Below are 21650 nucleotides of genomic sequence, written 5' to 3'. Positions count from 1 at the left end.
CGGACAGCGCGGGACGGTCGACTGCAGGGGGTACGACCCCGGCCCAGTAGCCTTGAGGCATGCGCGAACCCAAGTGGCGGGAAGAGGGCGAGGATCCCGACTACCGCTTCTCGCTCGCCAATGAGCGCACGTTTCTGGCCTGGATCCGCACGGCACTCGCCATCCTCGCCGGCGGCGTGCTCCTCGAGGAGTTCTCGAACAAGCTCGGCCCGCACTGGGTGATCGTCATCCTCGCCATCGTGCTCGGTGCGCTCTCCGCCGTGCTGGCGGTGGTCGCCTACCTGCGGTGGCGGGCCAACGAGATCGCGATGCGCAACGGCAGGCGCCTGCCGCTCACCATCGCCGTGCCCTTGATCGCCGCCGTCGTTCTGGCGGTCGGCGCCGTCCTCACCGTGCTGATCGCCGTCTACGGCCGATGACGGCCACCCCCGTGCGTGATCCCGGTCTGCAGGGCGAACGCACCGCGCTGTCCTGGTCGCGCACCTCGCTGGCGCTGGCGGTCAACGGACTGCTCGCTCTGCGGAACGGATGGCAGGACGGTGCCGTCCCGCTCACCGTGACCGGCGTGGTGCTGATCGTCGTCGCGGCGGCGTTCGTGCTCTATGGCAACCTGCGCGGTCGTTCCCTGGCCGGCAACGGCCGGCACCACGATCGGATGCCGCAGGCGGCTCCCACGATTCCGCTCGCCTTGCTCGCACTGGCGACGCTCGCCGCGTGCGGTGTCGGAATCGCATCCACGCTCATCCAGCGCTGATCGCGCCCGGCCTCCGCGCCGCTGGTTGAGCTGGTCGAAACCAGTTGCGGCACGGCGGTTTCGACAGGATCGAGCAGCCGGCTGGGAAAGTGGTCTCGCTCCCGCCCCGCACGACCGTCACATGGCTGCTGACGCGCAGGGACGGGTGGCCGGGCCTGGGTTCGACCGGCGCGGGGACTACGCCTCGCCGTTGAACATCGAGGTGACGGATCCGTCCTCGAACACCTCGTGGATGGCACGGGCAAGCAGCGGAGCGATCGGCAGGATCGTCAGGGTCGGGAACCGCTTCGCCTCCGGCACGGGGATGGTGTCGGTCACGACCACCTCGTCGATCGAGGCATCCTGAAGCCGCTCGATCGCCGGATCGCTGAACACCGCGTGCGTCGCCGCGACGATGACACGCTCTGCACCGCTCTCCTTGAGTGCCTGCGCCGCCTTCACGATCGTGCCGCCGGTGTCGATCATGTCGTCGACGAGCAGGCACACCCGACCGCGCACCCGGCCCACGATCTCGTTGACCGTGACCTGGTTGGCGACGTTCGGGTCGCGACGCTTGTGGATGATGGCCAGTGGCGCCCCGAGGCTGTCCGACCACTGGTCTGCCACGCGCACGCGTCCGGTGTCTGGCGAGACGACCGTCAGCTTCTCGCGATCCTCGGGAGAGAGATTCTCCTTGAAGTAGTGCATCAGCACCGGCTTCGCGAACAGGTGGTCGACGGGTCCGTCGAAGAAGCCCTGGATCTGCGCCGCGTGCAGGTCGACGCTCATCACGCGATCGGCGCCCGCCGTCTTCAGCAGATCCGCGACCAGACGGGCGCTGATCGGCTCACGCCCGCGGCCCTTCTTGTCCTGACGGGAGTACGGATAGTACGGCGCGACGACCGTGATGCGCTTGGCCGAGGCGCGCTTGGCGGCATCCAGCATGATGAGCAGCTCCATGAGCCACTCGTTCACCGGCGGCCCGAACGACTGGATCAGGAACACGTCGCACCCGCGCACCGACACCTCGAACCGGGTGAGGATCTCCCCCGAGGCGAACGTGCGGTACTCGGTGGGAACGAGCTCCGTGCCGAGCTCGGAAGCGACGGCGGCGAGGAGCTCCGGGTGCGAGCGCCCGCCGGAGACCACGAGCCGCTTCTTCGTCTTGGCGACGAGACCGGGAGCTATCCCCCGGTCTCGGTCGAGATCAACCGTCTTGTCTTTGCGAGCCATCGTTCGCTTCCTGTGCGGATCGAGCACGCCCAGCGACCTCGGCGGCCGCCGTGCCCGATCGGTTCTTCTCGACCCATCCCTCGATGTTGCGCTGAGGGGCGACGCTGAGAGCCAGGGCACCGGCCGGGACATCCTTGCGGATGACTGCACCGGCGCCGGTCTTCGCGCCGTCTCCGATCCTAACCGGCGCAACGAACACGTTGTGCGACCCGGTGTGCACCTCGTCGCCGATCTCGGTGCGGTGCTTGGCCAGATCGTCGTAGTTCGCCGTGATCGCGCCGGCGCCGAGGTTGACACCGCGTCCCACGTTCGTGTCGCCGACATAGCTGAGGTGCGGCACCTTGCTGCCGATGCCGATGTGCGAGTTCTTCGTCTCCACGAACGTGCCGATCTTGCCGTTCGCATCGAGCACCGTGCCAGGACGCAGGTAGGCGAACGGACCGACGGATGCCCGTGCACCGATCACCGCGAGCGTCGCGTCCGCGCGCTTCACCGTCGCGCCCTCGCCCACCTCGCAGTCCACGAGCGTGGTGTCGGGGCCGATCACGGCATCCTTCTCCACGACCGTCGCCCCCTTCAACTGCGTGCCGGGGAGGATCGTCACATCGGCCGCGAGCGTCACCGTGAGGTCGATCCACGTGCTCGCCGGATCCTGCACCGTCACACCGTTCAGCTGCCAGCCGCGCACGATGAGCGCGTTCAGCCGTGCGGCAGCCTCGCTGAGCTGGGCGCGATCGTTGATGCCCTCCGCCTTCCACGACTCGGCGACGGGCACGGCCGAGACGCTGCTGCCCGCTGCACGGAGCAGCTCGATGACATCCGTGAGGTACTTCTCGCCCTGGACGTTGGCCGTCGTGAGGTTCGCCAGCTGATCGCGCAGCGCGTTCAGGCCGAAGACGTAGATGCCTGCGTTGATCTCGGCGATGGCGAGCTGGGCGGCCGTCGCGTCCTTGTGCTCGACGATGTGGGAGAGGGATCCGTCCGCGGCGCGGACGATCCGACCGTATCCGTTCGCGTCCGGCAGGACGCTGGAGAGGATGGTCGCCGCTGCACCATCCGCACGATGGCGGGCGACGAGGTCGGCGAGGGTGTCGGCATCGAGGAGCGGAACGTCGCCGTTCAGCACCAGCACCTCACCGGTGAAGCCGGACGGCAGCGCTTCGACAGCGAGCTCGACGGCACGGCCGGTACCGGGAACCTCGTCCTGATCGACGATCACCGCCTGGGGAAGGCGCGACGTGATGGCATCCGCCACCCGATCGCGTTCGTGGCGCACGACACCGATCACCACGGCCGGATCGAGCGCCTCGGCGGTGGCCAGTACGTGTGCCACGAGAGGCGCACCGGCGAGATCGTGCAGCAGCTTCGGCGTCGCGGACTTCATGCGCGTGCCCTGGCCCGCGGCGAGAACGATGATGGCGAGGTTCGGATCGGTCACCATGACAGTATTCCCGCTCGGACGTCGGGCTAGCGACGCGAACTCGCTGTGCCGCCCAGCGACGAGCTCCGCCGCTCTATGACGTGCGCGAACTCCGCCGCCCTGTGACTCGGGCGAGCTCCGCCGCTCTGCTGCTTGGGCGAGCTCCGCCGCCAGGACTCGAACCTAGACCTAACAGCTCCAAAGGCTGTCGTGCTGCCATTACACCACGGCGGATAGCGCCCTCCAGTCTGCCAGAGACCGGAGGGCGCCACCGCCCGACGGTTCAGGCGACGGCGCGACGCACCAGCTCGGTGATCCGGTCGCGGACGGCGGGCGTGAGCTCCTTCAGCGAGTAGTAGATCGGCCACATCTCGCCGTCGTCGAGCTTCGCCTTGTCGCCGAATCCGAGGGTCGAGAAGCGCGCCTTGAACTTGTTCGCCGGCTGGAAGAAGCAGATGGTGTCGCCGTTCAGCGCATACGCCGGCATGCCGTACCACGTCTTCGGCGTGAGCTCCGGCACCGCCGCCATCACCAGTTCGTGCACCTGCAGAGCCATCGTGCGATCCGGTTCGACCATCTTCTCTACCTGGGCCATCAGGTCGGCCAGTCCGTCGGCCTTCGTCGCCTTGCCGCCGCGGCGAGCGCTCGTCTTCAGCTCGTTCGAATACTCCTGGATGGCCGCCCGCTCGTCGGCGGTGAACTCCACCGAGTTCGCCTGCTTCGTCGCGCTGCGCGGCTTCGCCGCCTTTGTCGTCGTGTTCTCGCTCATGGAACCGATCGTGACAGAGCCCCGATGGGAGGGCTTCTCCAAAACTGCGCGATCCGGACGATGCTCCGGCAGCAGCTCCGTCCCCAGGAACCGGGAGCAGTTCCGTCCCCCCGGAACCGGGAGCAGTTCCGTCCCCCCGGAACCGGCAGCAGCTCCGACCCCAGGAACCGGGAGCAGTTCCGTCCTAAGGAACCGATCCGGGCCGCGGATGCTCTGCTCGGCACCACGATGCGGTCCGCCTTCAGACGGTCGACCTGCGAACGCTGGGCGCGCATCCGCTGAACGCTCGCTCCCCCTGCTCGATAATGGACGGATGCCGGAGCACGCTGACGAAGTCGAGCGGATCGTCGACGCCTGGGAGCGCGAACGACCCGATCTCGACTTCGCCCCCCTTCAGGTGCTGTCCCGTGTGGACCGCCTCTCTAAGCATCTCGACCGGGCGCGACGTGCCGCATTCGGACGCTCCGACCTCCAGTCGTGGGAGTTCGACGTGCTCTCCGCGCTTCGCCGCGCCGGCGCGCCGTATCGGCTCAGCCCCAAGGCGCTCCTCACTCAGACCCTCGTGTCCAGCGGCACGATGACCAACCGGATCGACCGTCTCGTCGAGCGCGGACTCGTGGAACGCCAGACCGACCCGAACGACGGGCGCGGCATTCTCGTGCGCATGACGGGACAGGGACTCACGCGCGTCGACGCCGCCATCACCCGCCTCGTCGACGCGGAGGCGGAACTGCTGCGCACGCTGCCAGCAGGCGAGCAGACCAGGCTCGCCGGCCTGCTGCGCAAGCTCAGCCTCGATTTCGACTGAGCTCATGTGCACGCCGAGGACTGGTGGCCGAGACGGCCACCAGCGCTGGGCCCCACGAGCCGGTTCCGGGCGGCGGCGTTCCGCCGTCCGGCCGAGCAAGAGGGAGCGTCGCGGCGGAGGCCAGAGTGTCGCGGCGTACACGCCGCCGCGACAAGCGTGTTCCGCTGTCCCGAAGTGTCGCATCGACATCGGCGATGCGACACTTCGGGACAGCGGAACACGGGAGGCGAGGGATGACCCGCGATGGTCGATACAGGGTGCCCCACGCGACAGTGCTCTGTACCCCGGCTGTCCGCTCAAATGCTGACTATCCAGGGAGGCGGCTCCCCGCGATAGTTGTCTTGTTGCAGGGACTCGTGAAGAGATCTACCCGGTCGGGGGGACTTGGGGCAACACCTGGGGGAGCTGAGCCAGGGCGATATTCGGGTTGTCGCCCTGGCTCAGCCTTGGTCCGGAAAACGCGTGGCCGGGGCGGATCTGCTCGAGAGAATGGGCGTCGCTTCGTGGACTGCACCGGTCAGCGATCGTGGCCGTAGCACAGCGGGCATCGGGACGGCACACACGGTTCACCAAGTTGACACGGCTACTGTCAACCTCGTGACCCCCGCCGAACTCGCCCGGTCCGACGAGCATCCCGGACCCCGCCCTCTGCTGAGCCCGCGCACGCTCGATCTCCTGGAACACGCCGACAGCGGCACGCTGTCTGACCTCACGGCGCTTCGGGACCAGGTCTCGAAGTTCCTGATGCGCTACCGGTTCGGCGTGGCCGAGGTCGAGACGAAGCTCAACATCCTGCGGGAGGAGTTCAGCCTCGTCGACGGCTACAACCCCATCGAGAGCATCTCCGTGCGGGTCAAGACCATGGAGGGCGTGCTCGAGAAGGCTGCCCGCAAGGGCGTCGACCTCGACCTGGATGCCATCAAGTCCGGTCTGTCCGACATCGCCGGTGTACGCGTGATCTGCAGCTTCGTCAGCGACGTGTACCGCATCGTCGAGCTGCTCACCTCACAGGACGACATCACGGTGCTCGAGGTGAAGGACTACATCGCGAACCCCAAGCCGAACGGATACCGCAGCCTGCACGTCATCCTCGAGGTGCCCGTGTTCCTCTCCGGAGGCCCCGAGCAGGTGCGCGTCGAGGTGCAGTTCCGCACCATTGCCATGGATTTCTGGGCCAGCCTCGAGCACAAGACGTATTACAAGTACGACACCCAGGTCCCTCAACACCTCATCGACGGGCTGACAGAGGCCGCCAACACCGCCTCGCATCTCGACGAGACGATGGAGCGACTGCACCACGAGGTGCGCGAGTACCGCCCACCGGAGCGCACGATCGGCGTGTAGCACTTCTGGCTGCCGCTGCGCCGGCACGCGATCCGGGACGTCGCTCTGGCGACCGGTAGCATCGAGCGATCGCTATGACCGCCACCCTCTTCGCAGCATCCCACGGCACGTCCTCCCCCATCGGGCAGGCGGCCGTGCGCGGCCTCGTGACCAGCGTCGCGGCAGCAGCGGCCGTGCCCGTCGTCGGCTGTCACGTCGACGTCGAGCAGCCTGACGTCCCCACTGCGATCGCTGAGGCGCGCGACGCGGACCACGCGATAGTCGTCCCCCTGCTGCTGTCAGCCGGCTACCACGTGTTCGTCGATCTCGCTGATGCCGCGCGTTCTGCCTCGGTCCCTGCGACGGTCTCTGGCGCGCTGGGTCCCGACGAACGACTCGTCGACGTTCTCGTGCAGCGGCTCGAGGAGGCCGGGCGCGCACCGGGCGACACCCTCGTGCTCGCTGCGGCGGGCTCGAGCGATCCACGCGCCGTTGCGGACTGCCGTGAGACCGGACGGATGCTCGCCGCCCGCCTCTCCACGCCGGTCGCCGTCGGCTTCCTCTCCGCTGCCTCTCCTTCGCTCGGTGACGCCGTCGCCGATGCACGCCGAACGGCACCGGATGCCAGGGTGCTGGTCTCCACCTACCTGCTCGCCCCCGGCTACTTCCTCGACCTCGTGCTGGAGGCCGGCGCCGATCGCGTCGCGGATCCGCTCCTCACCCCGGCGTCCACTCCTCACCAGCTCGTGGACATCGTGCTGGACCGCGCGTCGGAGGCGGCAGCGGCGGCAGGGCTGCCGGAGATCGTGCGCGCTCGCTGATCCGGGCCGGGCGCCGACGCGGGTGCATAGCGTCGCGCCAACGGACATCCGACGCAACCACGTCTCGAACTGTTACGTCACGTGTACGGCTGTTTCACCCCCGGTCGCGGGGGTCGTGGCGCCCTCGTAGCGTGAGCGTCGACATCCGCCCTTCCCTTCGCCTGCGTCGGGGTACCCACCAGTGAGGTGAGCATGACGTCCGTGGAATCGAGACCGGCGCAGAGGGTGCGCCCGCCGCGCGCCGGGGTGCCGAACGGCCAGTGGAAGGTCGACGGCCGCGCTCCGCTGAACGGGAACGAGGAGCTCAAGCGGGCCGATGACGGTCTCAATGTGCGCGAGCGCATCGAGAACATCTACGCGGCAGGCGGTTTCGACAGCATCGATCCCGACGACCTGCACGGGCGTTTCCGCTGGTGGGGTCTCTACACGCAGCGCAAGCCGGGCATCGACGGCGGACGCACCGCCACACTGGAGCCCGAGGAGCTCGAGGACCGCTATTTCATGATGCGCGTGCGCATCGATGGTGGCGCGCTCAGCACGGAGCAGCTGCGCGTGATCGGCGAGATCTCGCGCGAGTTCGGGCGCGACTCGGCCGACCTCACCGACCGCCAGAACATCCAGCTGCACTGGGTGGAGATCGAGTCCGTACCGGAGATCTGGCGCCGGCTGGAAGCCGTCGGACTGCAGACGACGGAGGCGTGCGGAGACGTGCCGCGCGTCATCCTCGGCAGCCCCGTCGCGGGCATCGCCGCCGACGAGATCATCGACCCGACCCCGGTGATCGCCGAGATCTCACGGCGGTACATCGGCAACCCCGAGTTCTCCAACCTGCCGCGCAAGTACAAGACGGCGATCACGGGGCATCCGAGCCAGGACGTCGTGCACGAGATCAACGACATCGCGCTCGTCGGCATCGTGCACCCGGAGCTCGGCGCCGGCTACGACCTGTGGGTCGGCGGGGCCCTGTCGACGACACCCCGACTGGGTGAGCGACTCGGAGCCTTCGTCACCGAGGAGCAGGCGCCCGACGTCTGGGAAGGCGTCACCTCGATCTTCCGCGACTACGGATACCGCCGCCTGCGCAACAAGGCGCGCCTCAAGTTCCTCCTTGCCGACTGGGGACCCGAGAAGTTCCGCGACGTGCTGGAGCGCGAATACCTCGGATTCGCCCTCGCGGACGGACCGGCAGCGCCGAAGGCGACGACGCCCGGTGATCACGTCGGCGTGCACCTGCAGAAGGACGGCGACTACTACGTGGGCGTCGCACCGACCGTCGGACGCCTGTCCGGGACGAAGCTCGTCGCGATCGCCGACGCGCTGGAGGCTCACGGCTCGCACCGGCTGCGCACGACGCCGCACCAGAAGCTGGTCGTGCTCGACGTGGCAGAGAGCGAGCTGGAACCGCTCATCGCCGACCTCGACGCACTCGGGCTCTCCGCCCGCCCGAGTCCGTTCCGCCGCTCAACGATCGCGTGCACCGGGCTCGAGTACTGCAAGCTCGCCATCGTCGACACGAAGGACACGGCGACGGATGCCATCGCCGGCCTCGAGGAGCGTCTGGCCGGCATCGAGCTGCCGCACCCGATCAGCCTGCACATCAACGGCTGCCCGAACTCGTGCGCGCGCATCCAGACGGCCGACATCGGCCTGAAGGGTCAGCTCATCACCGACGAGAACGGCGTGCAGTCCCCCGGCTTCCAGGTGCATCTGGGCGGCGGGCTCGCCTCCGACACCCGCGGAGAGGCGGGACTGGGCAGAACCGTACGCGGCCTGAAGGTGACCGCGAGCGACCTCATCGACTACGTAGAGCGCATCACTAGGCGCTGGATAGCGGACCGTACTTACGATCAGACCTTCGCCGAATGGGCGTTGTCCGCCGACGAGGAGGCACTGCGATGAGCACGAGCACGACGACGGGGGTGCGCGCTCCGAAGCGCGACGAGGACGCGCTGCGCGCCATCGCCGCCGCAGGCGAACGCGAACTGGGCTCGCTCACCGGCGCGGAGGCATCCGCTGCCGATGTCGTCGCCTGGGTCGCCGAGAACGTGCAGGTCGGTGCGGCCGCCGTCGCGTGCTCGATGGCGGATGCCGTTCTGCCACACGTCGTCGCCCAGTCGCTGCCCGGCGTCGACGTGCTGTTCCTCGACACCGGATACCACTTCCTCGAGACGCGCATCACACGCGACGAGGTGGCCCGCTCGCTCGACGTGCGCGTCGTCGACGTGCTGCCCGAGCAGACCGTCGCCGAGCAGGATGCCGCCTACGGCAAGGACCTCTTCGCACGCGACCCGGGCCTGTGCTGCGAGCTGCGCAAGGTCGCGCCGCTGAAGAAGGCACTTGCGGGCTACGAGCTGTGGTTCACGGGCGTGCGCCGCGACGAGGCTCCCACTCGCACGAACACGCCGCTCGTCGTCTTCGACGATCGACACGGGCTCATCAAGGTCAATCCGCTGGCGGCGTGGAGCTTCGACGAGCTGCTGGACTACGCGGGCGAGCACTCGGTTCCGCTCAACCTGCTGCTGTCCAACGGATACCCGTCGATCGGGTGCGAACCGTGCACGAAGCAGGTGGCACCCGGGGAGGATCCGCGTTCCGGACGCTGGGCGGGGCTCGCCAAGACGGAATGCGGGATCCACCTGTGAGCGCCGTCGACCTGATCGGCACTCCCGTGGAGGCGGCGCTGGACGACGCGCTGGACGTGCTCGAGAACGAGGCGATCCACATCATCCGCGAGGTGGTGGCCGAGTTCGACCGGCCGGTGATGCTGTTCTCCGGCGGCAAGGACTCCGTCGTCATGCTGCACCTGGCGGCGAAGGCGTTCTGGCCGGCGCGCATCCCGTTCCCCGTGCTGCACGTGGACACCGGCCACAACTTCCCCGAGGTGATCGCCTTCCGCGACGCCACGGTGGAACGCCTCGGCCTCACGCTCGAGGTCGCCAGCGTGCAGGACTACATCGACGACGGACGCCTCTTCGAGCGTGCCGACGGCACGCGCAATCCGCTGCAGACTGTCCCGCTGCTGGACGCGATCCGCGGGCACGGCCACGACGCCGTGTTCGGCGGGGGCCGCAGGGACGAGGACAAGGCCAGGGCGAAGGAGCGCATCCTGTCGCTGCGCGACGAGTTCGGGCAGTGGGATCCGCGCAACCAGCGTCCGGAGCTCTGGAACCTCTACAACGGCAGGCACACGCCAGGTCAGCACGTGCGCGCGTTCCCGATCAGCAACTGGTCGGAGCTCGACGTGTGGCGATACATCGAACGCGAGGGCATCGCGCTGCCGAGCCTCTACTACGCGCACGAACGGCAGGTATATGCCCGTGACGGCATGTGGCGCGCCGTGTCGCCGGTCTCCCCGGCTCGGGACGACGAGTCCGTCGAGATCCGACGGGTGCGCTACCGCACGGTCGGCGACATGTCGTGCACGGGAGCCGTCGAGTCGGACGCCGCCGACGTGGCGGCCGTGGTGCGCGAGGTCGCGGCATCCACGCTGACCGAGCGCGGCGCAACGCGTGCCGACGACCGCATCAGCGAGGCCGGCATGGAGGACCGCAAGAAGGACGGGTACTTTTGAGCGCGCTATTCCGCTTCGCCACCGCGGGCTCCGTCGACGACGGCAAGTCCACGCTCGTCGGTCGTCTGCTGCACGACTCCAAGTCGATCCTCGCCGACCAGTGGGATGCCATCACTCGCGCGAGCGAGCAGCGCGGCTTCGCCGGCGGCGACCGTGTCGACCTGGCGCTGCTCACCGACGGCCTGCGGGCGGAGCGCGAGCAGGGCATCACGATCGACGTCGCCTACCGCTACTTCGCCACCGACAGGCGCAGCTTCATCCTCGCGGACTGCCCTGGGCACGTGCAGTACACGCGGAACATGGTCACCGGATCCACGACCGCGGATGCCGTCGTCGTGCTCATCGACGTACGTCACGGCGTGCTCGAGCAGACCCGTCGGCATCTCTCGGTCGTCCAGCTGCTGCGCGTCCCTCACCTCATCGTCGCCGTCAACAAGATCGATCTCGTCGACTACGACGAGGCTGTGTTCCGCGCAGTGGAACGGGATGTGCTCGCCGTCGCCGCCGACCTCGGGATCGAGGGCGTCTCGGTCGTGCCGGTGTCGGCGTTGGAGGGCGACAACGTCGTGAACGTGTCGGACAACACGCCCTGGTACGACGGCCTTCCGCTCCTCGACCTGCTCGAGACGCTCGAGGTGATCGACGAGGTCGAGAACACGCTGGCGCCGTTCCGGCTGCCGGTGCAGACGGTGATCCGTCCGCAGGGTGCGCTGGCGCCCGGCCTGGACGCGGACGCCTTCCGCGACTATCGGGCGTTCGCCGGGCAGGTGGCATCCGGATCCGTGCGCGTCGGCGACGAGGTCACAGTGCTGCCGGCGGGCATCCGCACGCGAGTCGCGGGAATCGACGTCGCCGGACGCTCACTCGAGACGGCAGTGGCATCGCAGTCGGTCTCCCTGCGACTGACCGACGACGTGGATGCGGCACGCGGCAGCGTCATCGTCGCGGCTGACGAGGAGCCGGAGCTCGTGTCCGAGCTCACCGCATCCCTGTTCTGGCTCGACCCGCGGCCGCTGCAGCCGGGATCCCGCGTGCTCGTCAAGTACGGCACGGCGACGGTGCAGGCTTTCGTCACCACGATCGACGGCCGCCGCAACCTCGAGACGCTGGAGCTCGAGCCGGCCGACCGTCTCCAGATCAACGACATCGGAACGGCACGGCTGAAGCTTGCGACGGCACTCCCCCTGCTCGCCTACGCCGAGCACCGCAGAGCCGGCGCGTTCGTCGTGATCCAGCCGCAGGACGGCGCCACGCTCGCGGCCGGCATCGTCTCCTCGGCGGGCGCGGAGGCCGATCCGGCGAACGCGTTCGCCATCTGACCCCCACGGGACCGCACGGTTCGGCTGCTGCCGTCCGAGCGGCACCCTCCGAACATCCCAGCCGCCCCACTGCTCGAACACCACACGAACCGTTCCATCCGATCTCCATCGACACGAGGACACCATCATGACCGCACACCTGACACGACGCGCCTTCGCACAGTTCACCGTCGCCGCCATGGGCGCCGCAGTCGTCGGAAGCATGACGGGGTGCTCGGCAGCAGACGCCGCACCGACGGCCTCGGCGAAGGCCGCATCCGCGGGAACGGCAGCCTCGAAGCTCCGGCTCGGCTACTTCGACAACGTCACGCACGCGCCAGCGCTCATCGGACTGCAGGAGGGGATCTTGGCGAAGAACCTGGGGTCCACACGGCTCACGACGGAGATCTTCAACGCCGGCCCCGCGACCGTCGAGGCGCTCAGCGCCGGCGCCATCGATGCCGCGTTCATCGGGCCGAGCCCGGCGATCAGCTCCTACGCCTCGAGCGGCGGCAAGTCGATCCGCATCATCTCCGGCGCAACCAACGGCGGAGCCGCTCTCGTGGTGTCGAAGGACATCACGAAGGCCTCACAGCTGAAGGGCAAGACGCTCGCGTCGCCGCAGCTCGGCAACACGCAGGACGTGGCGCTGCGCACGTGGCTGGCGAAGCAAGGACTGAGCACCTCGCTCACCGGCGGCGGCGATGTGACCATCACGCCGACCGACAATGCCCAGACGCTCGCACTGTTCAAGCAGGGCAAGCTCGACGGAGCGTGGCTGCCTGAGCCGTGGGTCTCCCGACTCGTCATCGAGGGCGGAGCGCACGTGCTCGTCAACGAGACGTCGCAGTGGAAGGGCGGAAAGTTCCCGACCACGGTGCTCGTCGCGAACCAGTCCTTCATCGATGCGCACGGCAAGACCGTCGATGCGCTGATCAAGGGACATCAGGCATCCGTCGGCTGGCTGAACACCCACTCGAAGTCGGAGGTCGCCGACGCCATCAACGCGAAGCTCAAGGCCGACAGCGGAGCAGGCCTCGACGACGCCGAACTGCAGCGGGCCCTCGGCCAGGTGACGTTCGGTCTCGATCCGATCGCGTCCACGTTCCCCGAGCTGCAGAACCACGCCGTGAAGCTCGGTCTCTCCAAGTCGACGGACCTGCACGGCATCTTCGACCTCAGGTCGGTCAACGCACGGCTCGAGGCGGCGAAGAAGGCGGCGATCTCGTCCGCCGGCCTCGGGGTCAAATGACGAGCGACACGACGATCGTCCCCGCCTCGGCCGGCGCCGCGACCGGTGCAGCGACTCCGGCGATCGGCATCAGCGGCCTGACGAAGCGGTACGGTCCGGCGCAACCCCTCGTGCTGGACGGCATCGAGTTGCAGGTGGCGCGCGGCGAATTCGTGTGCCTGATCGGGGCATCCGGATGCGGCAAATCGACCCTGCTGAACATCGTGGCCGGGCTCGAGGCGCCGACTGCCGGCACGGTCAGCGTGCCGAGCGGACGCGCCGCCGTCATGTTCCAGGATGCCGCGCTGTTCCCCTGGCTCTCCGCACGCCGCAACGTCGAGCTGGCGCTCCGGCTGGGCGGCGTGTCGAAAAAGGCCGATCGGTCCGGCCGCGCGCTCGAACTCCTGGACCTCGTGAACCTCGCGGATGCCGCCGACAAGCGCCCGCACGAGCTCTCCGGCGGAATGCGGCAACGGGTGGCCCTCGCGAGGGCGCTCGGCCAGGACCGCGACGTGCTGCTGATGGATGAGCCGTTCGCCGCCCTGGATGCCATCACGCGCGACATCCTGCACGACCAGCTCGAGCGCATCTGGCGCGCGACCGGCCGCACCATCGTCTTCGTCACGCACAACGTGCGGGAGGCCGTGCGGCTGGGTCAGCGCGTGGTGCTGCTGTCGTCGCGTCCCGGACGCGTCGCCGAGGAGTGGACGATCGACGAGCGTCTGCGCACCGGCGAGGACGAGGCGGATGCCGCGGAGCTGGCCGCCCGGATCACCGACCGTCTGCGCGGAGAGCTGGTGCGCCATGTCGCTTGAATACGGCGGATCCGAATTCAGCGGATCCGAGTACAGCGGTTCCTCAGCCACGGCGACCAGGCCGCGCGCCGACCACGACCGCTACGCGCTCTCGGATGTCGAGGCCGGGCTCGACTCGCTGCAGTCCGGCGAGCAGCGCTCGACGCGGTCGTGGCGGCGAGCGCTGAGCAGCGTGCTGCTGCCGATCGCACTGCTGGTCGTGCTCGTCGTCGCCTGGCAGGTGTACGTGTGGATCGTGCAGCCCCGCCCCGACATCGTGCCCAGCCCGATCGCCGTCGCACAGTCGTTCGGCGACCTGTGGTCGAGCGGACGGTTCCAGCAGGCGGTGCTCACGAGCCTCGAGCGCGGCGTCTTCGGATTCCTCATCGCCGTCGCCGTCGGCACGCCTTTGGGACTCCTGCTCTCCGAGGTCGCTCTCCTTCGCCGGGCGCTCGGTCCGCTCATCTCGGGCCTGCAGGTGCTGCCGTCAGTCGCATGGGTGCCGGCCGCCATCCTCTGGTTCGGCCTCTCGGACGCCACCGCCTACTTCGTGGTGCTGATGGGCGCGACACCGTCGATCGTGAACGGTCTGCTCTCCGGTGTCGACCAGGTTCCGCCGCAGTTCCGCAGGGTCGGCACCGTGCTCGGCGCCTCGAAGTGGCAGCAGGCCACTCTGGTGGTCCTGCCGGCGGCCCTGCCCGGATACGTCGGCGGCCTCAAGCAGGGCTGGGCGTTCTCGTGGCGCTCCCTCATGGCTGCCGAGATCATCACGACGGGCGGCACGATGGGCTTCGGGCTCGGAACCCTGCTCGACCAGAGCAGGCAGCTCGCGGATCTGTCGGGCGTGATCGTGACGATCGTGGGCATCCTCGTGATCGGGATCGTTGTCGAGTTGCTCGTGTTCGCACCGATCGAGCGCAGGCTGGCACGCGGGCGCGGCTTGGCGCGCGGGGCAGCCCGATGACGGGTTCCGCCACCGGGTCCGAGCATGTCGCCGGGTCGGAGCACGTCGCCGAGTCCGAAGGCGTGAACGACTCCGAGCATGTCACCGGATCGGTGGCCCTCATCGGCGGCGGACCAGGCGACGCCGGTCTGATCACGCTGCACGGGCTGGAGCTGCTGCACGCCGCGCAGGTGGTCGTTGCCGACCGGCTCGGCCCCAGGTCGCTTCTGGATGAACTGGACGACACGGTGGAGGTCATCGATGCGGGGAAGCATCCGGGTCACCATCCGGTTCCGCAGAAGGAGATCAACCGGCTGATCGTGGAGCGCGCGCTGGCCGGCAATCGGGTCGTGCGGCTGAAGGGCGGCGATCCGTTCGTCTTCGGCCGTGGACACGAAGAGGTCGAGGCGTGCCGGGAAGCGGGCGTTCCGGTCGAGGTCGTCCCCGGCGTGACCAGTGCGGTGTCGGTGCCGGCAGCGGTCGGGATCCCGGTGACCGCGCGCGGCGTCGCCAAGGGGTTCACCGTGCTCGCCGGGCACGAGGATCTGGACGCCGCGCCGGGCGGAAGCGACCACACCGTCATCCTGCTGATGGGTGTCAACGGACTCGCCATCAGCGCCGCGGCGCTCGTCACCGAACGCAGACCCGCCTCGACGCCTGTGGCGATCATCGAGGACGGATTCGGGCCGCGTCAGCGTGTGACGCTCGGCACTCTCGGCACCATTGCGGGCGCCGCGGCGCTGGCCGGCGTGCAGTCGCCGGCCGTGGTGGTCGTCGGCGATGTCGTGTCGCTGTATCGCGGCTGAACGGGCACGCGGATCCCGTGGGCTGCGCCCGCGCGTCGCCGAGCCTCGGCGGCGAACCTGCAGTGTGTTGCCGAGCCACCCCAGTGTTGTCGAGCCACCCCATCATCCGCGCGAATGATGGGGTCGTTCGACAGCAAAGGGGTGGGTCGGTGATGGATTGACGGTGCCTCGGCACTGGACGGGTGGGTCGCTCGGCGATGGATGCGTGGGGTGGCGAGGCGATGACGGTCACGCTTCCGGAAACCTGGGGCCCTACACGCCGCCGTGCGCCGCCAGGAGGCGGGCGAGCAACGCCTTCGTCGCGTCGCCGGGCGAGGTACGGGTCACGACGCTGAAGTCCCAATCGATGTGCTCGACGAGGGGGATGCGGACGGCCTCCATGGTCGGCGGGATGAGCAGCCCGGGAAGGAGTGCGACCCCTAGGCCCGCGGCGACGAAGACAGGGATGGCGGCGGTCTCGGTCGCCTCGATCGTGACGTTCCGCACGATTCCGCGACTGCCGAGCGCGATGTCGAGGACGTCCCTGTTGCCGAAACCGACGGGGGCGTCCACGAAGCGTTCATCCGCGAGTTCGGCGAGCCGCAGTTCCGCGCGGTTCGCGAGCGCGTGGCCCGCCGGAAGGATCGCCTCGAACGGCGTCGTCGCCAGCCTGTGCACCGCCAGTCCATGGGCCGCCGCAGCCGGCAGTCCGAACAGGCACAGGTCAAGACGGCCACGTCGCACGTCTTCCGCGAGTTCCCTCGAGCCGGTAGGCGCCGAGCGAAACCGCAGCTCGACGAGCGGATGCTCGCGATGGAAGTCGCCGATCGCCTGAGGGAGCGCCAGGTAGCTCACGCTCGTGAAGACGCCGATCCGCAGTTCGCCGCGCAACTCCTTCCCCGGATCGGCGGCAGTGCGGGCCCGCGCCTCCGCTTCAGCGAGCTGCCGGAGCGCGGGCAGTACGGACTCTCCGGCAGGCGTCATCCGCACGCCCCGCTGGTCACGTTCGAACAGGGCGACGCCGAGCTCGCGCTCCAGAGCCTGCACGCCTGCCGAGACCGTCGACTGCACGGCGTAGACCCGTGCAGCGGCTCGCGTGAAGCTCAGCTCGTCCGCCACGGCGATCGCGTACTCCACCTGTCGGGTGTCCATGGCCCGAGCCTACGGTGTGATCGGTGTCATCGATGGCATCTATCGTCAGTATTCGTTGGACGCGATGATGCTGCCGGACCAGCCTTGAGTCATGACAACGACGATCACCTCTCCCACGCCGGCACCGGCACCCGCACCCGCACCCGCACCGGCACGGATCCCGCACCGCGCAGGGTTCTGGATCATCGCGCTCGCCTTCCTCACCGCGATGGCGTTCTGCGCCGTTCCGACGCCGCTCTACGCGATCTACCAGCAGCGGGACGGATTCCCGACGGTGATCCTCACGGTCATCTTCGGTGCATATGCGGTCGGCGTCATGCTGAGCCTCTACCTGGCGAGACACGTCTCCGACTGGATGGGACGCAGGCGGATCATCCTCGCGTCCCTCGCTGTGAACCTGGTGGCCGCGATCCTGTTCCTCGTCTGGAACGACGTTGCCGGCCTCATCGTGGCCCGTTTCGTCAGCGGGCTCGGGATCGGGATCCTCGCGGCCGCCGCCACCGCACACCTCGGCGAGCTGGGTGCCGGCGCCGGTCGCGCAGGCGGACCGTCCGCTCTCGTCGCCACCTTCGCCAACCTGGGTGGCATCGGGGTCGGCCCCCTCGTCGGCGGGGTGATCGCCACGCTGTCCCCGACACCTCTCGTGGTTCCGTACGTGCTGTTCGCCGTCTTCTTCGCCGCGGAGGGGATCCTCGTGGCGTTCGTGCCCGAGACTGTCGAACGGAACGCGAAGCGCCGGCCCTACCGTCCGCAGCGGATCGCCGTCCCCGCCGCGCAGCGTGGCGCGTTCTGGGCCGCGGCTCTGGGCGCCTTCGCCGCGTTCGCTGTGTTCGGCACCTTCATGGGGCTCTCATCGACGTTCCTCGCGGGCATCCTGGGACAGCACTCGGTGCTTCTGGCGGGCGTATCGCCTTTCGTCGTGTTCATGGCGGCGGCAACGGCCCAGGTCGTCACAGCACGGCTCCCGATCGCCGTTCAGTTCCGGCTCGCCATCGCACTCCCGGTCTGCGGGCTCGTCGCCGTCGGCATCAGCGCCGTCGTCGCCTCACTCCCTCTCTTTCTCGTGGGCGGGGGCGTCACCGGAGCCGGCATCGGCATCCTGTTCCGCTCCGCGCTCGCCACCACTGCAGGCCTCGCCGGCCCCGAGCGCAAGGGTGAGGCACTCGCCGGTGTGTTCCTGATCGCGTACGCCGGGATGACCGTTCCGCCGCTGCTCACGGCCGTCGCGCTGGGCATCTGGCCGGCCGTCACTGTGCTCGTGGGTCTCAGCGCGGCGGCGATGGCGCTCGTCACGGTCTCCGGATCCGCCATGCTCCGGGGGTTGACCCACCGGCAGTCGGCCGGATAGCCCGCACCGAGTGGTGGGTCAGCCGGGTCGTCGTGGGCACACCGTCGGACGAGGCTGGATCTGTGGCCGCACCCGGCCCGTCCAGGACTGCTGGAACGCGACGCCCGAGGAGAGAAATCCATCATGAAGCCCGAAACCGTCCCACTCCGCCGCCACGTCAGAACCGTCTCCGCTGCGGCGACAGCCCTCGTCCTCGCGGTCGGTCTGTCGGCCTGCGCGGCCACCACGGCGAGCGGATCCGGCTCCACGTCCGCCTCCACCGCAGCCTCTGCTGCCGCCACCTCCGCCTCTGGCCTCCGGATGATCGAGAACGACGGACACCGGATCGCGTTCCACGTGACTCCTGGATCCCTGCCCGCCGTGGTGCTCGACGCCGGAGGCGGGGCGGACTCCAGCTACTGGAAGAAGCTGGTGCCGCTGCTCTCCGCGGCGACCGGATCCGAGGTCGTGACGTACGACCGCGAAGGAATGGGCCGCAGCGACGTCGTGCCCGGCCCGTTTTCGATGAAGGAGGAGGCCTCCGATCTGCATGCCGGCCTGAGGCAGCTCGGCCTGGCCGGACGCTCCGTCCTCGTGTCGCATTCGGAGGCCGGCGAGATCGCGACCACCCTGGTCGAGGAGCATCCGCACGACATTCTGGGCGCCGTGCTCGTGGACGCCAGCCTGCCGGAGTTCTACACGGGCACGGAGATCGCCCGCGTAGTCGCCGCGAACACGCCGCAGGTCGCCCAGCTGAAGAAGCAGAAGAAGCTCACTGCTGCCGAGCGTCAGCTCATCGCCACTGCTCAGGACTACGCGCCCCAGCATGCCGCGTACCACGAGCTGACCTGGCCGTCCTCGATCCCCGCCACGGTCATCCCGTCGGCATCCACCCCGTTTCCGACCGCAGAAGACGCGAACCTCTGGCGGCAGGCGCAGGCCGACTTCGTGAGCGCGGCGCCGAACCGTCGTCTCGTGGAAGCGCCCGGCACCTCGCACGACGTGCCGCTGGATGCCCCGCAGCTCGTGGTCCGCGAAATCCAGGACCTGGTGACGAGCGTCCGCTGAGCGCCGCCGCCGGGCCCGCGGTCGAGCCGACACCGTGGCGAACCCGCAGGTTGTTGTCGACCCACCCCCTTATTCGCGCGAATAAGGGGGTGGCTGGACAACAAGCGGGTGGGTCGACAACAAGCGGGTGGCTGGACGACAAGCCGGTGGCCCGTAAAGCGTGGGTGGACGACAAGCGGCTGGGTCGACAACAAACCGGGTGGGTGGGCAACAAGCGGGTGGGTGGGCAACAAGCGGGTGGCTGGACGACAAGCCGGTGGCCCGGAAAGCGTGGGTGGACGACAAGCGGGTGGGTCGACAACAAACCGGTGGCTGGGCGACACGCCGGTGGCTCGGAAAGCGTGGGTTGACGACAAGCGGGTGGCTGGGCAGAAAGCCTGAGTCGACAACGAACGGGTGGCTCGGCGATGGGCGGTGGATCGGCAGCCGGGGTGCGCTACTCGGCACCGCCCCTGGGCGACCGCCACTCCGAGCGCAGCAACCCCATGACCACGTTGTCCTCGTACCGTCCCCGCACCCAGGCGTGCTCGCGCTGACGACCCTCGACGACGAAGCCCGCTTTCTCGTACGAGCGGATGGCGCCCGCGTTCGACGCGATCGCCTCCAGGTGCACTCTGCGCAGGTTGCAACGCACGAACGCGAACTCGACGATCTGTCCGATCGCCTCGGTGCCGATGCCCTTGCCCCTCGCCTCGGCGACCAGAGCGATCCCGACCTCGGCGTGACGAGCGAGCTCGTCGAAGCCGAAGAGCGAGACGGTACCGACCGCGACGCCGTCCACATCGATCACGAACTGCACACTTCTGCCGTCCGACTCAGCCATCCGAGCGAGGCGAGCCTCGTAGGAAGCTCTCGTCATCGGCGCGGGCGATGCCGGGCTGCGCTCCTCCCACGTCTCGAGCTCCGACGAGAGCGCGAACAGCATGTCCGTGTCGGCATCGGTGCGAGCGCGGAGCGTGACGACAGCGGAACGTGACATGCACGGTACGTTACCGAGCGCCGCCGACGTCACGGATCCCGTCGAGTCGGCTCCCACGCGCGCTCAGAGGGTCCGATCGACATCATCGGGTGAGCCCGACGGACGATCGGTTCTCGATCCGGGCGCGGGCCGCGCGCGCCAGCTCCCCGATCAGCGCCGCGGTGTCGTCCCAGCCGATGCAGGCATCGGTGATGCTCTGGCCGTAGGTCAGACCCGCGCGGCCGGCATCCGTCAGCGGCTGGTTGCCCGGCAGCAGAAAGCTCTCGGCCATGACCCCGGCGATCGGCTCGCCCGCTCGTACCTGATCCGCGAGTTCGCGCAGTACGGATGCCTGCCGCACGTGGTCCTTGCCGCTGTTGCCATGGCTGGCGTCGACGACCACGCGCGGGGTGTGGCCGGCTCGCTTCAGCAGCGCAGCGGCATCCGCCACGCTCGCCGTGTCGTAGTTCGGAGCACCGCGTCCGCCGCGCAGGATGACGTGGCCGGCGTCATTGCCGCTCGTGGTCACGAGCGCGGCGCGGCCATCGTCATCCACCCCGAAGAACACGTGGCGCTGCGCCGCGACCGTGCATCCGTCGACCGCGACCTGCACGTCGCCGTCCGTGGCGTTCTTGAAGCCGATCGGCATCGAGAGGCCACTGGCCAGCTGGCGGTGGATCTGGCTCTCCGTGGTGCGGGCGCCGATCGCTCCCCAGCTCACGGCATCCGCGATGTACTGCGGACTCGTCGGCTCCAGGAACTCGCAGCCGACGGGCAGGCCCAGCTCGAGGATGTCGATGAGCAGCTTGCGTGCCATCCGCAGGCCCTCCGCGACCTTGTGCGTGCCGTCGAGGTGCGGATCGTTGATGAGGCCCTTCCAGCCGCCCGTTGAGCGGGGCTTCTCGAAGTACACGCGCATGACGACGAGCAGGTCGTCGCGGCGTTCGCGTGCGGTCACGGCGAGCCGGCGCGCGTAGTCGAGTGCGGCATCCGGATCGTGGACCGAGCACGGCCCGACGACGACGAGCAGTCGCGGGTCGTCGCCTCGCAGCACTGCCTCGATCTCACGGCGACTGCGGGCGACGAGGTCGGCGGCTCCGGCGCTCAGCGGGAACTCGGCGCGGACCTCGGCCGGCGTGGGCAGCGCCTCGAGCGCGACGACACGCGTGTTGGAGGTGTCGCCTGCTTTGGCGAGGTTTCCCGCGACGGACAGACCGTGCGCTGCGTGGGCGGCGGATGCGTCGTGCTCGACGCCCGCGACGGATGCGCCGTCGACGAGCGCCGATTCTCCTGCGGATGGGGTGGTCATCAGTGGTCCTCACGTTCTCAGGCGAGAGGGCCAGGCCAACCCGCCGGTTAAAGGCGAAGGGCAGGATCTGCGATCCTGCCCGTTGGCTCTGGAGAAGTGCTGGTCAG

At 69.0% G+C, this 21650-nt stretch carries 20 protein-coding genes, 1 tRNA gene and 1 pseudogene; 15 read left to right on the top strand and 7 right to left on the bottom strand.

Annotated elements, in window-relative coordinates:
• The first annotated feature begins 59 nt into the window (after positions 1-59).
• Together ACX9R5_RS09235 and ACX9R5_RS09230 are read left to right on the top strand one after the other, a co-directional pair.
• Positions 60-419 (top strand): YidH family protein, encoded by a 360-nt coding sequence (locus ACX9R5_RS09235; RefSeq protein ID WP_459408685.1) that lies wholly within the window; start codon positions 60-62, stop codon positions 417-419.
• A complete protein-coding gene (locus ACX9R5_RS09230) occupies positions 416-754 on the top strand; it encodes a DUF202 domain-containing protein (RefSeq protein WP_459408684.1) in 339 nt (112 codons plus the stop codon). The genes ACX9R5_RS09235 and ACX9R5_RS09230 overlap by 4 nt, the downstream gene beginning before the upstream one ends.
• A 177-nt stretch (positions 755-931) precedes the next feature.
• On the opposite strand, the gene ACX9R5_RS09225 is transcribed toward ACX9R5_RS09230, so the two are convergent.
• The 4 genes from ACX9R5_RS09225 to ACX9R5_RS09210 all read right to left on the bottom strand — a co-directional run bounded on the left by ACX9R5_RS09225 (position 932) and on the right by ACX9R5_RS09210 (position 4155).
• Complete coding sequence (locus tag ACX9R5_RS09225; protein ID WP_459408683.1) at positions 932-1966, bottom strand: ribose-phosphate diphosphokinase; 1035 nt, start codon at positions 1964-1966, stop codon at positions 932-934.
• On the bottom strand, positions 1941-3404 hold the full coding sequence (glmU, locus tag ACX9R5_RS09220) for a bifunctional UDP-N-acetylglucosamine diphosphorylase/glucosamine-1-phosphate N-acetyltransferase GlmU (RefSeq protein WP_459408682.1): 1464 nt from the start codon (positions 3402-3404) through the stop codon (positions 1941-1943). The genes ACX9R5_RS09225 and glmU overlap by 26 nt, the downstream gene beginning before the upstream one ends.
• 144 nt (positions 3405-3548) lie before the next feature.
• Positions 3549-3620, bottom strand: a tRNA-Gln gene (locus tag ACX9R5_RS09215).
• A 49-nt stretch (positions 3621-3669) separates the two neighbouring features.
• Positions 3670-4155 (bottom strand): iron chaperone, encoded by a 486-nt coding sequence (locus tag ACX9R5_RS09210; protein WP_459408681.1) that lies wholly within the window; start codon positions 4153-4155, stop codon positions 3670-3672.
• Between the two features lie 313 nt (positions 4156-4468).
• Between ACX9R5_RS09210 and ACX9R5_RS09205 the strand changes: the two genes are divergently transcribed.
• The 11 genes and pseudogenes from ACX9R5_RS09205 to cobA form a co-directional block, all read left to right on the top strand.
• Entirely contained in the window at positions 4469-4963 is a 495-nt protein-coding gene (locus ACX9R5_RS09205; protein WP_459408680.1) for a MarR family winged helix-turn-helix transcriptional regulator, read from the top strand.
• Positions 4964-5560: 597 nt separating this feature from the next.
• A complete protein-coding gene (locus tag ACX9R5_RS09200) occupies positions 5561-6307 on the top strand; it encodes a GTP pyrophosphokinase (RefSeq protein WP_459408679.1) in 747 nt (248 codons plus the stop codon).
• A gap of 74 nt (positions 6308-6381) precedes the next feature.
• On the top strand, positions 6382-7107 hold the full coding sequence (locus ACX9R5_RS09195) for a sirohydrochlorin chelatase (RefSeq protein WP_459408678.1): 726 nt from the start codon (positions 6382-6384) through the stop codon (positions 7105-7107).
• Between the two features lie 192 nt (positions 7108-7299).
• Complete coding sequence (locus tag ACX9R5_RS09190; RefSeq protein ID WP_459408677.1) at positions 7300-9006, top strand: nitrite/sulfite reductase; 1707 nt, start codon at positions 7300-7302, stop codon at positions 9004-9006.
• Entirely contained in the window at positions 9003-9749 is a 747-nt protein-coding gene (locus tag ACX9R5_RS09185; RefSeq protein ID WP_459408676.1) for a phosphoadenylyl-sulfate reductase, read from the top strand. The genes ACX9R5_RS09190 and ACX9R5_RS09185 overlap by 4 nt, the downstream gene beginning before the upstream one ends.
• A complete protein-coding gene (gene cysD, locus ACX9R5_RS09180) occupies positions 9731-10678 on the top strand; it encodes a sulfate adenylyltransferase subunit CysD (protein ID WP_459408675.1) in 948 nt (315 codons plus the stop codon). The genes ACX9R5_RS09185 and cysD overlap by 19 nt, the downstream gene beginning before the upstream one ends.
• Complete coding sequence (locus ACX9R5_RS09175; protein WP_459408674.1) at positions 10675-11997, top strand: sulfate adenylyltransferase subunit 1; 1323 nt, start codon at positions 10675-10677, stop codon at positions 11995-11997. Before cysD ends, ACX9R5_RS09175 begins: the two co-directional genes overlap by 4 nt.
• Before the next feature lie 127 nt (positions 11998-12124).
• The gene (locus ACX9R5_RS09170; RefSeq protein ID WP_459408673.1) at positions 12125-13228 is read left to right on the top strand and encodes an ABC transporter substrate-binding protein; all 1104 of its coding nucleotides are present in this window, start codon (positions 12125-12127) and stop codon (positions 13226-13228) included.
• Positions 13225-14022, top strand: a complete 798-nt coding sequence (locus tag ACX9R5_RS09165) for an ABC transporter ATP-binding protein (RefSeq protein WP_459408672.1) — start codon at positions 13225-13227, stop codon at positions 14020-14022. The genes ACX9R5_RS09170 and ACX9R5_RS09165 overlap by 4 nt, the downstream gene beginning before the upstream one ends.
• Positions 14012-14965, top strand: a complete 954-nt coding sequence (locus ACX9R5_RS09160) for an ABC transporter permease (RefSeq protein ID WP_459408671.1) — start codon at positions 14012-14014, stop codon at positions 14963-14965. The genes ACX9R5_RS09165 and ACX9R5_RS09160 overlap by 11 nt, the downstream gene beginning before the upstream one ends.
• Positions 14966-15051: 86 nt before the next feature.
• Positions 15052-15750, top strand: a pseudogene (cobA, locus tag ACX9R5_RS09155) (uroporphyrinogen-III C-methyltransferase); the annotation flags it as partial.
• Positions 15751-16002: 252 nt separating this feature from the next.
• Here the strand turns inward: cobA and ACX9R5_RS09150 are convergent.
• Complete coding sequence (locus ACX9R5_RS09150) at positions 16003-16881, bottom strand: LysR family transcriptional regulator (protein WP_459408670.1); 879 nt, start codon at positions 16879-16881, stop codon at positions 16003-16005.
• A gap of 91 nt (positions 16882-16972) precedes the next feature.
• On the opposite strand from ACX9R5_RS09150, the gene ACX9R5_RS09145 reads away from it, so the two are divergent.
• Positions 16973-18229, top strand: coding sequence for an MFS transporter (locus ACX9R5_RS09145; protein WP_459408669.1), 1257 nt, complete (start codon positions 16973-16975; stop codon positions 18227-18229).
• Between the two features lie 123 nt (positions 18230-18352).
• Positions 18353-19276, top strand: coding sequence for an alpha/beta fold hydrolase (locus tag ACX9R5_RS09140; RefSeq protein WP_459408668.1), 924 nt, complete (start codon positions 18353-18355; stop codon positions 19274-19276).
• 436 nt (positions 19277-19712) lie between these two features.
• On the opposite strand, the gene ACX9R5_RS09135 is transcribed toward ACX9R5_RS09140, so the two are convergent.
• Both ACX9R5_RS09135 and ACX9R5_RS09130 read right to left on the bottom strand, forming a co-directional pair.
• Positions 19713-20255: a GNAT family N-acetyltransferase gene (locus ACX9R5_RS09135; protein ID WP_459408667.1), complete on the bottom strand. Its 543-nt coding sequence runs from the start codon at positions 20253-20255 to the stop codon at positions 19713-19715.
• A gap of 82 nt (positions 20256-20337) precedes the next feature.
• Positions 20338-21543 carry a 3-deoxy-7-phosphoheptulonate synthase gene (locus ACX9R5_RS09130; RefSeq protein WP_459408666.1) on the bottom strand — a complete coding sequence of 402 codons (1206 nt, stop codon included), beginning with the start codon at positions 21541-21543 and terminating at the stop codon, positions 20338-20340.
• Between the last annotated feature and the right edge of the window lie 107 nt (positions 21544-21650).

The sequence above is a fragment of the Rathayibacter sp. CAU 1779 genome (assembly GCF_054551755.1).
Note: the sequence above shows the minus strand (reverse complement) of the source record. Positions and strands in the feature narration are given on the sequence as shown.

What these genes read in the sequence shown, in the direction of transcription:
- ACX9R5_RS09205 (WP_459408680.1), top strand. Translation starts at nt 4,469, where the DNA reads ATGCCGGAGCACGCTGACGAAGTCGAGCGGATCGTCGACGCCTGGGAG.
- ACX9R5_RS09170 (WP_459408673.1), top strand. Translation starts at nt 12,125, where the DNA reads ATGACCGCACACCTGACACGACGCGCCTTCGCACAGTTCACCGTCGCC.
- cysD (WP_459408675.1), top strand. Translation starts at nt 9,731, where the DNA reads ATGCGGGATCCACCTGTGAGCGCCGTCGACCTGATCGGCACTCCCGTG.
- ACX9R5_RS09160 (WP_459408671.1), top strand. Translation starts at nt 14,012, where the DNA reads ATGTCGCTTGAATACGGCGGATCCGAATTCAGCGGATCCGAGTACAGC.
- ACX9R5_RS09150 (WP_459408670.1), bottom strand. Translation starts at nt 16,881, where the DNA reads ATGGACACCCGACAGGTGGAGTACGCGATCGCCGTGGCGGACGAGCTG.
- ACX9R5_RS09130 (WP_459408666.1), bottom strand. Translation starts at nt 21,543, where the DNA reads ATGACCACCCCATCCGCAGGAGAATCGGCGCTCGTCGACGGCGCATCC.
- ACX9R5_RS09185 (WP_459408676.1), top strand. Translation starts at nt 9,003, where the DNA reads ATGAGCACGAGCACGACGACGGGGGTGCGCGCTCCGAAGCGCGACGAG.
- ACX9R5_RS09190 (WP_459408677.1), top strand. Translation starts at nt 7,300, where the DNA reads ATGACGTCCGTGGAATCGAGACCGGCGCAGAGGGTGCGCCCGCCGCGC.
- ACX9R5_RS09140 (WP_459408668.1), top strand. Translation starts at nt 18,353, where the DNA reads ATGAAGCCCGAAACCGTCCCACTCCGCCGCCACGTCAGAACCGTCTCC.
- ACX9R5_RS09235 (WP_459408685.1), top strand. Translation starts at nt 60, where the DNA reads ATGCGCGAACCCAAGTGGCGGGAAGAGGGCGAGGATCCCGACTACCGC.
- ACX9R5_RS09225 (WP_459408683.1), bottom strand. Translation starts at nt 1,966, where the DNA reads ATGGCTCGCAAAGACAAGACGGTTGATCTCGACCGAGACCGGGGGATA.
- ACX9R5_RS09210 (WP_459408681.1), bottom strand. Translation starts at nt 4,155, where the DNA reads ATGAGCGAGAACACGACGACAAAGGCGGCGAAGCCGCGCAGCGCGACG.
- ACX9R5_RS09135 (WP_459408667.1), bottom strand. Translation starts at nt 20,255, where the DNA reads ATGTCACGTTCCGCTGTCGTCACGCTCCGCGCTCGCACCGATGCCGAC.
- ACX9R5_RS09145 (WP_459408669.1), top strand. Translation starts at nt 16,973, where the DNA reads ATGACAACGACGATCACCTCTCCCACGCCGGCACCGGCACCCGCACCC.
- ACX9R5_RS09195 (WP_459408678.1), top strand. Translation starts at nt 6,382, where the DNA reads ATGACCGCCACCCTCTTCGCAGCATCCCACGGCACGTCCTCCCCCATC.
- ACX9R5_RS09230 (WP_459408684.1), top strand. Translation starts at nt 416, where the DNA reads ATGACGGCCACCCCCGTGCGTGATCCCGGTCTGCAGGGCGAACGCACC.
- ACX9R5_RS09165 (WP_459408672.1), top strand. Translation starts at nt 13,225, where the DNA reads ATGACGAGCGACACGACGATCGTCCCCGCCTCGGCCGGCGCCGCGACC.